9 protein-coding genes are annotated in these 12,603 nt (G+C 74.9%); 2 read left to right on the top strand and 7 right to left on the bottom strand.

Translation table 11 applies throughout. The features are described 5' to 3' along the window. Positions 1-6: 6 nt before the first annotated feature. The 4 genes from ABT026_RS25615 to ABT026_RS25630 all read right to left on the bottom strand — a co-directional run bounded on the left by ABT026_RS25615 (position 7) and on the right by ABT026_RS25630 (position 5,800). A complete protein-coding gene (locus ABT026_RS25615; RefSeq protein WP_351117491.1) occupies positions 7-924 on the bottom strand; it encodes a FadR/GntR family transcriptional regulator in 918 nt (305 codons plus the stop codon). 71 nt (positions 925-995) lie between these two features. Continuing rightward, entirely contained in the window at positions 996-3,116 is a 2,121-nt protein-coding gene (locus ABT026_RS25620) for an ATP-binding cassette domain-containing protein (RefSeq protein ID WP_351117492.1), read from the bottom strand. Between the two features lie 108 nt (positions 3,117-3,224). After that, positions 3,225-3,980: an NUDIX hydrolase gene (locus ABT026_RS25625; protein ID WP_351117493.1), complete on the bottom strand. Its 756-nt coding sequence runs from the start codon at positions 3,978-3,980 to the stop codon at positions 3,225-3,227. 158 nt (positions 3,981-4,138) lie between these two features. Further along, on the bottom strand, positions 4,139-5,800 hold the full coding sequence (locus ABT026_RS25630; protein ID WP_351117494.1) for a DUF4192 domain-containing protein: 1,662 nt from the start codon (positions 5,798-5,800) through the stop codon (positions 4,139-4,141). Positions 5,801-5,913: 113 nt separating this feature from the next. On the opposite strand from ABT026_RS25630, the gene ABT026_RS25635 reads away from it, so the two are divergent. Both ABT026_RS25635 and ABT026_RS25640 read left to right on the top strand, forming a co-directional pair. Further along, positions 5,914-8,091, top strand: a complete 2,178-nt coding sequence (locus ABT026_RS25635; protein ID WP_351117495.1) for a RecQ family ATP-dependent DNA helicase — start codon at positions 5,914-5,916, stop codon at positions 8,089-8,091. Positions 8,092-8,444: 353 nt separating this feature from the next. Continuing rightward, a complete protein-coding gene (locus tag ABT026_RS25640; protein ID WP_351117496.1) occupies positions 8,445-9,071 on the top strand; it encodes a hypothetical protein in 627 nt (208 codons plus the stop codon). 66 nt (positions 9,072-9,137) lie between these two features. Here the strand turns inward: ABT026_RS25640 and ABT026_RS25645 are convergent, their stop codons facing one another. The 3 genes from ABT026_RS25645 to ABT026_RS25655 form a co-directional block, all read right to left on the bottom strand. Continuing rightward, a complete protein-coding gene (locus tag ABT026_RS25645; RefSeq protein ID WP_351117497.1) occupies positions 9,138-9,746 on the bottom strand; it encodes a hypothetical protein in 609 nt (202 codons plus the stop codon). A 79-nt stretch (positions 9,747-9,825) separates the two neighbouring features. Beyond that, positions 9,826-10,527: a ribonuclease HII gene (gene rnhB, locus ABT026_RS25650; RefSeq protein ID WP_351117498.1), complete on the bottom strand. Its 702-nt coding sequence runs from the start codon at positions 10,525-10,527 to the stop codon at positions 9,826-9,828. Positions 10,528-10,948: 421 nt separating this feature from the next. Beyond that, positions 10,949-12,388 (bottom strand): DUF4153 domain-containing protein, encoded by a 1,440-nt coding sequence (locus ABT026_RS25655; protein WP_351117499.1) that lies wholly within the window; start codon positions 12,386-12,388, stop codon positions 10,949-10,951. Between the last annotated feature and the right edge of the window lie 215 nt (positions 12,389-12,603).

A 12,603-nucleotide genomic window follows, 5' to 3' on the forward strand; every position in this document is an offset into this window, starting at 1 on the left:
CGTCCCTCAGTGCTCGCGGGGCGCCGGAACCACGCGTTCCATCTCCGGGTGCACGGTCTCCGTGTGCATGACTTCCGGGTGCACGCTCAGCAGCTGCCGCATCGCGGCCTCGGCCGCCGGCCCGTCCCCCGCGGCGAGGGCGTCCACGATCCTGGCGTGGTGCCCGAGAGAGGCCTCGCTCGGACGGTCGCATCCGGTGACCGGTCCGCCGGACACCTGGAGGGCGGAGGAGACGATGCCGGACAGGTGCTCCAGCATCCGGTTGCCGGCGACCTGGATCAGCAGGGAGTGGAACTCGGCGTCGGCCCGGGAGAACGTGAGGGCGTCTCCCTGGGCGACCGAGTGGTTCATGATCTCGACCATGTCGGCGAGACGCTGCTGGACGTCCTCGCGGCCGTGTCCGGCGGCCAGGCGCGCGGCGAGCGGCTCGATCGTCCAGCGCAGTTCGGTCAGCTCCCGGCGCTGGTTGTCGCGCTGGGGGCCGAAGGCGCGCCATTCGATGATGTCGGGGTCGAGCAGGTTCCAGTCGCTGACCGGACGCACCCGGGTGCCGACGTTGGGCCGGGCGCTGACCAGGCCCTTCGCCTCGAGCACGCGGAGTGATTCACGGACGACGGTGCGGGACACCTCGAACCGCTGGCCGATCTCCTCGGGAACGAGCGGGCGGTCCGCGCCCAGGTCTCCGGAAACGATCATCTGTCCGAGCTGCTGGACGAGTTGGCCGTGCAGCCCGCGGCCGCGGCTTCCGGCGGCACGGCGGCCGCCGACCCGGCCGAGCTCCGGCTCCGTCTCCCAGACGGGCGCGCCGACGCGGTCACCCGCGGGCCCTTCGGCGTAGGGGTAGCGGTCGAGTTCGCCCGGCCCGGCCAGGCCGGAGTCGGCGGAGCGGGCGGCGGTCATCATGGTGTGCGCAAGGGTACTCACGTCATCCTTTGTCGGCGTTGGCGCCAACTCCCTTGAGCGCTTTGGTGAAAAGCACACGAAAGGGTGATCGCTCACTCCGTCTCAATTGACGCCTTATCGGAAAGAATTGTGACGTTCCAAGGCGAGTTGGGTGTGCGGAGGGCGCCGGAGCTGTCGAACGGGCGCCTTCGCGCGCGGAACAGCCGCGGAACGGCCACGGCGCGCAGGCTCGTCCACAGGTACCCGCACAGCAGGGCGGCCAGCGACAACAGCATGGCCGTACCCAGGGGTTGGCCGATCATCCGCAGCGCCTCGGCGGTCGCCCCGTCACGGACGACGGGCCATCGGACGAGGAGTTCGCCGGCGGACCGTGACGCTTCGCCACGCCCGGACCCGGGGGTCATGAGTCCGGCGGCCCGGTCGACCAACGGGGCGGCGACGAGCGGGACCGCGAGGACCGCGGCCAGGGCGCCGGTCACGGACCGGAAGAGTCCGGCGGCCAGAACGCCCGCCCACGCGCAGGCGATGACCAGCGCGAGCCACACCGCCGCCGACGACTGCCACCGCGGTGGCAGGGCCGCGGACTCCTCACCGAGCAGCAGGCGCAGCACCAGCGCGTCGATGCCCACGGCGGCGACCGCGGGCGCCGTCGCCGTCGTCGCCGAGACCAGCAGTTTGGCGGCGAGCAGCCCCAGCCGCCGGGGCACGGTGCCACGGTCCACCGCGAGGGCGGGATAACGGAACTCGTGGCCGAAGGAGAGGGCGCCCAGCAGGGCCGCGCCGAGCGCGGCGGGAGGAAGGGGCAGTTCGTCCGGCCAGGCGGCCAGCAGCCGGGTCTGCGGGGTGTGACCGACGCGGGCCAGCAGCAGGGTGATCGCCGCGGAGGCCAGGACGACGGCGACGCAGGTGCGCGGCCAGACTCCGGTGCCGCGGGCACGCCGGAACTCGTAGCGCAGCGGGCGCGTCGGCGAGAAGGAGCGGCGCGAGAGGGAGCGGCGTGCGCGCAGCGGTGGGCGGGGCGCCGGGCCGTGCGGCCGTCGCCGCTCCCGGCCACCGTCGGCACCCACGGCCGCGGGCGCAACGGGGTCCCGGTCCGGCCTGGGCGCGGCCGAGCCGCCCGCGGCCCGCTGTTCCCGCGCCTCCTGGTGCCGGACGAGGGTTTCCTCCACGTCGTCGAGCGCGTCGTCTCCCCCGCGGTGAGCGGCGACGACACCACGGCCCGCACGGTCCAGGCCGACATCCCCATCGCCCTCGACACCAGGACCGCGGGCGTCAGAACCGTCGCTATCGGGACCGTCGCCATCGGGACCGTCGCCGTCGGGACGCACGCGTGCTCGCACGCCCATGTCCGCGGTCTCCTCGGTGAGTTGGTGGATCAGGACCCGGTGCCGGTAGGCGGCCTCGCCGATCTCCGCGCAGTCGCCGCCGTAGACCGACAGACGGGTGCCGCCCTCCCGCACCACGTCCACCGGCCGGCGGGAGACGCGCGCCTCTTTGACCAGCAACTCCGCGAGGCGTGCGGCGTGCGGCGTGCGCACGGCGACACGGCGGCGCAATCGCGTCCGCGCGAACTCCGCGACGTCCTGGTCGGCGGCCACCCGCCCCCGGTGCAGGGTGATCACGTGGTCGGCGGCCCGGGCCGCCTCCCGGGGGTCCGCGGTCGTGAACAGCACTGCGCCGCCGTCGTCGGCACGAAGACGCAGGGTGGAGTGGAGCCAGCGGGCGTCGTCGGGAGTGAGCCCCGCGACGGGTTCGTCGAGGAGCAGGGTGTGCGGATCGGCAACCAGGGCGCAGGCCATGCCCAACCGCCGGTCGGCGCCTCGGGCGAGGGAGTCGAGCCGGTGGTCGCGCAGGTCCACCAGGCCGACGTCCTCCAGGAGTTCGTCGGCACGGGCGGCCGGCGCCCCGGTGGCCGCGCAGAGCATGCGGAGGTGGCCGCGGACCGTGCGGGCCGGGTGGCCCGGCACGTCGCCGAGGAGCGCCCCGACCTCGCGGAGCGGGGCCGGTGAGGCGTGCAGGGGGCGCCCACGGAAGTGGGTGGCGCCGCGCCCCGGCCGCAGTTCCAGCATGAGTTGGAGGACCGTGGTCCTGCCCGACCCCTGGGCGCCCAGCAGTGCGGTGACGCGGCCGGGGAGAACCTCGAAGGACACGTCGTCCACGACGGGCGGGAGTTTCTCACGCGGGGCGCTGGTGAGTCCGATGGCCTTGATCACCCGAAGCAAGATAGCGCGACGGGCTCTATTTCCTTACCATTTGCCCGTTTTGGCCACGTGGCCGCCCCGCTGCCGCCGCTCGGCCCCGGCCACTCCTTCGTCGTCGGATCAGACCTCGGGGCGCAGCATCGGCGGATTGAGCAGCGTCGCCCCGCCGGCCCGGAACAGCTGGGCCGGCCTGCCTCCCTGCCGGGTGGTGGTTCCTCCGGTGGGGACGAGGAAGCCAGGTGTGCCGGTGACCTTGCGATGGAAGTTGCGCGGGTCGAGCGCGACGCCCCAGACCGCCTCGTAGACACGGCGCAGCTCACCGACGGTGAACTCCGGCGGGCAGAAGGCCGTGGCGAGCGAGGAGTACTCGATCTTCGAGCGGGCGCGCTCCACCCCGTCGGCGAGGATGCCCGCGTGGTCGAAGGCCAGCGGGGCGTCCTGTTCGGGGCCGGAGGGGTGGAGGAGCTCCTCTACGGGGGCCCAGCGGGCGTCGCCCGCGTCGCCGCCGGCGCGCGGCGCGGGGAGGTCGGGCGCCAGGGCGAGGTGGGCGACGCTGACCACCCGCATCCGGGGGTCCCGCCCCGGGTCGCCGTAGGTGGCGAGCTGCTCGAGGTGGGCGCCGTTGTCCTGCGGGGGCTCCGCGGGCACGGCCGGATCGTGGGCCCGCAGACCGGTTTCCTCGAGCAGTTCGCGTGCCGCGGCCTGGGTCAGGTCCTCGTCCTCGCGCACGAAGCCACCGGGGAGGGCCCAGCGCCCCTGGAACGGAGGCTCGCCACGGCGGACCGCCAGCGCGCACAGCGAGTGACGGCGCACGGTCAGCACCACCAGGTCGACGGTGACGGCGAAGGGCGGGAAGGCTGACGGGTCGTAGGGCATGCCGCGATCATAGTCGTCTCACTGACGATAAACACTGCTTCGCCCGCACACCGAGGGAAGATCCACGACGCGCACGCACACGGCCCGTGAGCGTCCCGCCGCACTCGTGCGGCTCCGCGGGGTCGTACGCCTCCGCCCCGACCGACCCGCCCCGATCCTCACCTGTCGCCGCGCCTCCTTCCGTCGTGGGCGCGCCCACGAAGCCCCGGCCCTCCCAGGGGCCCGCCGCCTTTGCCGGGGCGGCTGAGGCGGGGATCCGCCCGGCCCGGACCACGCCGATTGACTCCGGCCCGCAGCCGCGCGGGGACGCGGCAGGACGCCGGGCGCCGCTCGACCCCTCCGACAGCGAGGGTTCCGGCCCCACCGACCGAACCCGCATCCCCCTCCCCCGCAATCGCCGTGCCCCCCGCACTTCCCGCTCCGTCCGCGCTCCCCGCACCCGCACTCTCCGGCGCCGCCCCTCCGTCGACGTCCGGCTCGGCCCCTCCCCCGGGCCTCTCCCCCGCCGCCACCGGTTCGACCGCGGGCACCTGGCCCTCGGCGGCTTCACCGGGGACCGCGGCACCGTCGCTCCCGCCGGGCGGAGGGCCGTCCGCCATGGGCCGGGCTCCGGCGGCCCTCGCGGCGTTCCGGCGGGTCCGCTCCTCCCTCAGGCACCGCCGGACGGACTCCGGGTCCAGGCCCTCGTCGATGGCCCGGTGCAGCAGGCGGGCGAAGAGGTGGCCCGGATCGGCGGCGAGCGCCATGGCCAGCGCCTCGCGCGCCTCCACGTCGTCGCCGGTGGACCAGGCCACCCAGCCCGCCAGGGTCAGCAGGGGCGCCGCGTGCTCCCCGTAGGAACCCACGCAGCGGCGGGAGAGCGCCCGCCACAGCCGGAGGGCCGGGGCCGCGTCCTCGCCCTCCATCCACTCCGCGGCCCGGTCCCGTGTGGCCCGGTCCTGCAGGCCGTGGACGAGCGTCGCGGCCTCCTCATGGCTGAGGAGCTGGTCGTCGCGAAGGTCGGAGTCCAGCCCTTCCGCCTCCGGCCGGGCGGTGGAGAACCGGCGGTGCACCTGTTCGGCCAGCTCCATGGTGAGCTCGGCCACCTGGGCACGGCCGGCCGTCTCGACCAGGCGCGGCAGCAACGCGGCCGCCGTCCCGTCCAGCGCGGCCTCCTGCGCGGCCACCGCCGAGGTGCCCTCCCAGGGACGCAGCCGTACCCGCACCTCCTCCAGCGAGCCCCGGACGCGGAGCCCGGCGAAGGCCGAGGCCGCGGCCAGCACCGAGGTGCCGGGGAGGCCCATGGGTCTGCCCTCCACGGGACAGCAGGCCTCGTCCGAGCAGCAGTAGCTCCAGTAACGGCCGTCGGAGAGGCACAGCGCCTCGACCACCGGCACGTCCAGCCGCCCGCACTCGGTGCGCATCAGCTGAGCCAGTGGCCGCAGGCGCTCCATGACCTCCCGCCCGGTCTCGCCGGGGCCGGGCTCCTGGCACACGTAGGCGACCATCCCGGTGACGGTGGAACCCCGCCGGGCGCTGCCGGTCACCAGGCCCAGCGCCAGCTGACCGGCGGCGGCCCGCCAGTTGCCCGGCTCGGGTGGGATGCCCAGGCGCGCCCTGCCGCCGAAGCGCCCCTGCCTGCCGGAGTCGTGCAGGGCGACCAGCACCATGCTGTCCTCCGGCCGGTGCCCGAGCAGGTAGGGCAGGGCGTCGGCGAGCTCGCCGGTACTGCGCAGGGTGACCTGGGGCAGGAGGGAGTCCGGCGCGGCACCGCCGGGCGCCGCGCCCGCCCCGTCGGCCTCGTTCCGGGACGAACCGGTGATTTCTTCGCGATGTGTCATACGGCGACGATGCGGGTGATCCCGGTGATCCGTAAAGCCGTCACCCGTTCGGCTGTGGACGACCGGCCTGTGGACAAACCGCGCCTGTCGTCGCCGTCCTGTTTGATGGAGCCATGGACCAGCACCACGACACCACGGAACTGCGGACCGAGGCCGACGCCGTCCTCGCCCGGCTCGTCGGCGACCCCACGGGGCGGGCGAGACTGCGCGAGGACCAGTGGCGGGCCGTCGAGGCGCTGGTCGCCCACCGTCGCCGCGCCCTGGTGGTGCAGCGCACCGGCTGGGGCAAGTCGGCGGTGTACTTCGTGGCGACGTCCCTGCTCCGCGCCCGCGGCAGCGGCCCGACGGTGATCGTCTCGCCGCTGCTGGCGCTGATGCGCAACCAGGTCGAGGCGGCGGCCCGCGCCGGTATTCACGCGCGGACCATCAACTCCGCCAACCAGGAGGACTGGGAGACGGTCCAGGCGGAGATCTCCGCCGGCTCGGTGGACGTGCTGCTGGTCAGTCCGGAGCGGCTGAACAACCCGGACTTCCGGGACAACGTCCTGCCCGCCCTCGCGGCGACCACCGGCCTGCTGGTGGTGGACGAGGCGCACTGCATCTCCGACTGGGGCCACGACTTCCGCCCCGACTACCGCCGCCTGCGCACGATGCTGCAGGAGCTCCCGGCGGGCGTGCCGGTGCTGGCGACCACGGCGACCGCCAACGCCCGGGTGACGGCGGACGTCGCCGAGCAGCTCGGCACCGGGGCGGTCGGCGCGGACTCCGGCGCGCTGGTGCTGCGCGGGCCGCTGGACCGGGAGAGCCTGAGCCTGAGCGTCCTCGAACTGCCGGACGCGGCGCACCGTCTGGCCTGGCTGGCCGACCACTTGGACGACCTGCCGGGTTCCGGCATCGTCTACACGCTCACGGTCGCGGCGGCCGAGGAGGTCACGGCCTTCCTGCGCCGGCGCGGGCACACGGTGGCCTCGTACACCGGGAAGACGGAGAACGCGGAGCGGCAGCAGGCGGAGGACGACCTGCTGCACAACAAGGTCAAGGCGCTGATCGCCACCTCGGCGCTCGGCATGGGCTTCGACAAGCCCGACCTCGGCTTCGTCGTCCATCTCGGTTCGCCCTCCTCGCCGATCGCCTACTACCAGCAGGTCGGCCGCGCGGGCCGCGGGGTGGACCACGCGGAGGTGCTGCTCCTGCCGGGCAAGGAGGACGAGGCGATCTGGCGCTACTTCGCCTCGCTCGCCTTCCCGCCCGAGGAGACGGTGCGCCGCACCCTGGACGTGCTGGGCGGCGCGGACCGTCCCCTGTCGCTGCCCGCCCTTGAGCCGCTGGTCGAGCTGCGCCGGTCCCGGCTGGAGACGATGCTCAAGGTCCTCGACGTGGACGGCGCGGTGCGCCGGGTGAAGGGCGGCTGGATCGCCACCGGCCGGCCGTGGGCCTACGACACGGAGCGGTACGCGTGGGTGGCCCGGCAGCGTGAGGCGGAGCAGGAGGCGATGCGCGCCTACGCCGCCACCACCGGCTGTCGGATGGAGTTCCTGCGGCGTCAGCTGGACGACGAGGAGGCCACGCCCTGCGGCCGGTGCGACAACTGCGCCGGGGCGCGCTTCACCGCCGACGCCTCCACCGGAGCCGTGGACGCGGCCCGTTCGGACCTGGGCCGGGCCGGCGTCGAGGTGGAGCCCCGCAAGATGTGGCCCACCGGCATGACGGCCGTGGGCGTCGACCTCAAGGGGCGCATTCCCGCCTCCGAACAGGCCGGTGAGGGCCGGGCCCTCGGACGGTTGTCGGACATCGGCTGGGGCAACCGCCTGCGCCCGCTGCTGGCTCCGCAGACCCCCGACGCGACGGTCCAGGACGACGTGGCCCGCGCGGTGGTGGGGGTGCTGGCGGACTGGGCCAAGGGACCCGGTGGCTGGGCCCCTGGGGTGGAGCGGGCACAGCCCAGGCCGGTGGGCGTGGTGACGGTGGCCTCCCGGTCCCGCCCCCAGCTGGTCGGCTCGTTGGGCGCCCGGATCTCGGAGGTGGGACGGCTGCCGCTGCTGGGCTCGGTGGAGTACACCCAGGACGCCCCGCCGCCGCACCGGAGCAACAGCGCGCAGCGGCTCAAGGCCCTGTACGACTCCCTGGTGGTGCCGCCCGCCCTGGCCGCCGCGCTGGAGGGCGCTCCCGGCCCCGTCCTGCTGGTGGACGACTGGACGGAGACGGGCTGGACGCTGGCCGTGGCGGCCCGGCTCCTGCGCCGGGCGGGAGCGCCGGGGGTGCTGCCGCTGGTGCTGGCCGTACAGGCCTGAGCGGGGCGGCCCGGGCCCTCCGGGCCGCGGCCCGGTCCGCTCGCGCGCGGCGACGAACACGCAGCGTGTCGGCGGGAACGCGGAACTCGCGGTTCACCGGAGCGGCAGGCGGAACCGGAGCGTCCTGATTACTCTGTGCGCCGGTTGGCGCGCCTGCGCGGCGGGGATATTCAAGACGGAACATCAGAAAGCGGTCAGCGGTCCCAATTGCTCGTTGCCGACGCTCAGTTCGAGGGCAAGAATTGAGATCCGCCCCCGCGTTGACCCGCCGTCGAACGGCCGGGCGCCTCGTGGTGCGCTCCCCCGAATCCGACCCCGCCCGCGCTGTGGGCGTACCTGCCGAAGGGAGGACCGTGACCTTCGGATTCGCCCCGTCCTCCGCGGCAGCCGCGTCGACGTCCGCCGACCCGTCCGCCGCGTCCACCAGTCGCCTGCTCGAGCCCGCGGAGTGGAGCGCCACCGAGGTGCCGCTGCTGCGAAGCCCTCGCGAGGTCGTCAACGGCCTGCACTCCAGGCACCTGCCCAAACCCGACACCGCGGTGGTCGCCGTCCTCGATCCGGACGAACGTCTGCGCGCCAGCGCCTCGTTCGTCCGCCGGCCGGGCACGCCCGCGGACGGCTGGATGTTCCGCAACGCCCTGCTGGCGCAGCTGCGCCGGGTGATCCCCCACGACCTGCGCCGCCGCAGCCCGGTGCGCACGGCGGTGCTGCTGTACTGCCGTGAGGGCGACAGCCGCTGGACCGAGGAGGACGGTGCCTGGATGTGGGGCCTGCGGGACGCCTGCACACTGCACGGGCTCCGTTGCGGCGCCTACATCACCCTGACCAGGGACGGCTGGCAGGTCCAGGGCGAGGGCCGCGGCGGCCGGCGTCCCCATCTGGAGTCGCCGGCCGAACTGTTCGGCGGCACGGCCCCCATCCCGCTGCCCCGCACGGGCGGAGCGGCGTCCGAGATCCTGCGGCGCGCGGCGGCCCGCTGAGCGCGGGGCCGCCGGGCGTACGGGACGACCGTCCCTGGTCCGCCCGCGGCGCGGGCGGACCAGGGATCAGACCCCGGCGCCCAGCACCGCGTCGACCCGCTGCGGCTCGCCGCAGACGATCAGCAGCGCACCGGCCAGGCGCAGCGCGGCCGGCAGCGCCTCGGCCACCTCGGCGTCGGTGCCGCCGTTGACCGCGATCACGGCAACCGGACGCGGCGCAAGCCGGTCCAGCGTGGCCGCGCCGGCGTAGAAGACGTCGTCACCGGCGTCGTGCTGCGCCCAGTAGGCGGCTTCGCCGAAGGACAGCTCGTGGGCGGCCCACGGGTGGGGGTCGCCGGTGGTGATCAGCAGGACCTCGCCCGGAGCGCGACCGGAGTCGAGCAGCAGGTCGACGGCCTCCTCCGCGGCGTCCAGCGCACCGTCCAGCGGGGCGGGGATCACCTGGATCTGCGGGGTGCCGACGGCCGGGGCCGGCGGTGCGGCCTGCGGAGTGGGCTTGGGGGCCGTGCGCTGTGCGGGCGTGACCGGGCGCGGACCCGGTCGGCCGGGACGCGCGGCGGCCGCGGGGCGCGGGCCGGGGACGGGGCGGGGGGTCGGCACGCTGCGGCTGGGGGCCGCGGCGGTGCTGCCCTGGGCGCTCTCGGGAATCTGGGGCTCCTCGGGACTGAGAGGCATGGCTCGATGTCTGTCAAATGTCGGCGCCCCCATTGGGTCGGGGGCACGTCAGGGGGTGGTACCGCGGGAAGCGGGCCGGTCAGAAGTCGAAGCCCAGCTGGCCCTCGATCTCCGGAACGCTCGCCTCCGCCCAGGTGCGGACCTTCTTCAGGTGCCGCCACCGTGGCAGCGCATCAAGATACGCCCACGACAGCCGGTGGTGAGGAGTGGGTCCCCTTTCCTCCAGCGCGGCGCGGTGGACGGGGGACGGATAGCCGGCGTTCGCCGCGAAGGCGAAGTCCTCGTGGGCCGTGCCCAGTTCCGCCATCATCGCGTCCCGCTCCACCTTGGCGATCACCGAGGCGGCGGCGACCGCGACACAGCTCCGGTCACCCTTGATCACCGTGCGCACCTGCCAGGGGGCACCCAGGTAGTCGTGCTTGCCGTCCAGGATCACCGCGTCCGGCCGGACCGGAAGGGCCTCCAGCGCGCGTACCGCGGCGAGCCGCAGCGCGGCGGTCATGCCCATGTCGTCGATCTCCTCGGGCGAGGAGTGTCCCAGCGCGTAGGCGGTGACCCAGTCGCGGAGTTCGACGGAGAGTTCGTTGCGCCGCTTCACCGTGAGCAGCTTGGAGTCGGTGAGGCCTTGGGGCGGACGACGGAGGCCCGTTATGGCCGCGCAGACGGTGACCGGGCCGGCCCAGGCGCCGCGACCCACCTCGTCGACGCCGGCGACGACCTTGGCTCCGGTCGTGGCGCGAAGGGAGCGCTCGACGGTGTGTGTGGGCGGTTCGTAGGGCATGACGCTCTTAGCCTACGCCGCCCCCGGACGGGCAGAACCCCCGGTCCCGCACCGACCCGATCGCCACCGCCCCGGTTCACGTTCGCGCACGTTACGTGAGGCTCGGAGGGTCACGTGGGCGGGCGGGGTACCGTCCCCGCAGCGCCACCCCTCAGGGAGGCGTCACGGCGCAGGGGGGCCACAGTTCGACGCTCCGGCCCGCACGTCACCGGTCGCGCCTTCAGTGACCCTCGATCCATTACGGGTCGCACCTGCGAACGATCTCGCGCGCCCCGTCACGGCCCCACGGGCCCACCCCGCGCGTGCCCCCGGACCGGCTCCGGCCAAGGGCGAGGACCGGCCCGCGTCCACCGCGAGGCCGGTCCCGGCAGAACCCCGTCAGGCGCCGCGTGGAGCCGGAGCCCCGCACGGGGCCGACGGTCTACTCGTAGAGGTCGTCCTCCCAGCGGGAGCCGACGTCGCACGACTGGAGGTCCCGGTCGGCCGGCCGGTCGGCGAGGATCCGGCGGGCCTCCCGCTCGCTCCAGCTGGTGGCGTACCAGGGCGTGTCCTCGTCCAGCTCGTCGGCGTACTCGGCGAGCAGGCAACTGCGCAGGGGCTCCTCGAGACGGTCGAGGGCCGGCACCGCGTCGACGGACAGGTCCTCCAGGTACATCCGGTCGATCTTCCCGTTCGCCGTGTACCGGGTGACGTTGTGCTCAGCGATCAGCGCGTCGGGGGACATCAGGCCGAACGCCAGCACGCCCGCGGCGGCCGAGACGGCGACGGCGCGCGGCAGCCACCGGGCGCCCCAGACCCCCGCCGCCATGACCAGGACGATCACCAGGCCCAGCCAGAACTCCATGGCGAGCACGGAGATCCTCAGCCGGGTCAGGCCGTAGGCGTCGACGTACATGTCCATGCGCCGCACCGCGGAGGCCACAACGACCAGGGCGAGCGCGCAGAGCACCCCGAGGACGCCGCGCACCAGCACCCGGTCGCGGGGCCCCGACCGGGGCGCCGTGCGGGCGGCGACGATCACCACGACCAGGAACAGCAGGGTGACGATCAGCAGCTGCCAGAAGCCCTGGCGCGCGTATTCGGAGTAGGTCAGGCCGGTCTTGTCCAGCACCGCGTCGTAGCCGCCGAACAGCACCGCCAACTGCACCGCGTTGAACGCCGCGAACAGCACGGTCAGCACGATCAGCGGCAGCGCCCACTCGGTGCGGCCACGGGGCCGCCCGGCGGGGATCCGGGTGCGGTCCCAGGGCACCGGCGCGGCGGCGGTGCGGGCCGCCGCGAGCGCCCCCACGACGCCGACGGCGAAGGTCACCAGCCGCAGCGGCCCGTCGGCGGGCTCCTCCAGGTCGGGCACGAGGTTGCCCAGCAGGTCCGCGAAGGCGGCGTCGGCACCCGCGAACAACGCACCGAAGACGATCAGCAGCAGGACGGCCACGCCGGTCCCGCGCAGCACGGGCCCCAGCTTGCCCGAGGTGCCCGCGGCCCGTTCCCTGAGCCCGCGGGCCGCCCAGGCGAAGCCCGGGACGGTGGCCCCGCACAGTCCGAGCGGGGCGAGCAGCACGGCGGCCCAGGAACGGCCCCCGTTGAGGGCGAGCGCGCCCATGGCGAAGGCTCCGGCCACCGCGAGGAACACCGGCCAGCCGGCGTCGCGCAGCGCGGGCACCACGAGCAGCGCGAGTCCGGCCACGGCCCAGACCACCGTCCAGGGCCGCGGGCCCCGCTTCGCGCGGCGGGCGGCCGCCCAGGCCGCGACGGCGGCGGGGACCGCGGCCAGCAGCAGGTTGACCCCGAGCCCTTCCGCGAGTACCAGGGCGGCGACGAGTCCCGCCGCGAGCGCGGCCCACAGCGTCACCGTGGTCACGGGGGCCGGGGTCCCGCCCCTGACCTTGTCGAACCAGCCCGGGACCGGCGGGGGTCCGGCGATCCGCGGTGCGGGCACCCACGCGCGATTCGGCGGCGGCCACGCACCGGTGGCGCCGGCCAGGGCCCTGTTCCCACGGCCGGTACGGCGTCCGCCGCGGCCAGGTCCTCGGTCACCGCAGCCACCGACCCCACGCTGACCGGCCGCACCGGTCT

The sequence above is a fragment of the Streptomyces sp. NPDC002734 genome, assembly GCF_040295685.1.
Classification (GTDB): Bacteria; Actinomycetota; Actinomycetes; order Streptomycetales; family Streptomycetaceae; genus Streptomyces.

Bases quoted from the DNA above. Each gene is read 5' to 3' on its own strand.
- ABT026_RS25625 (WP_351117493.1), bottom strand. From the start codon at position 3,980: ATGCCCTACGACCCGTCAGCCTTCCCGCCCTTCGCCGTCACCGTCGAC.
- ABT026_RS25645 (WP_351117497.1), bottom strand. From the start codon at position 9,746: ATGCCTCTCAGTCCCGAGGAGCCCCAGATTCCCGAGAGCGCCCAGGGC.
- ABT026_RS25630 (WP_351117494.1), bottom strand. From the start codon at position 5,800: ATGACACATCGCGAAGAAATCACCGGTTCGTCCCGGAACGAGGCCGAC.
- rnhB (WP_351117498.1), bottom strand. From the start codon at position 10,527: ATGCCCTACGAACCGCCCACACACACCGTCGAGCGCTCCCTTCGCGCC.
- ABT026_RS25635 (WP_351117495.1), top strand. From the start codon at position 5,914: ATGGACCAGCACCACGACACCACGGAACTGCGGACCGAGGCCGACGCC.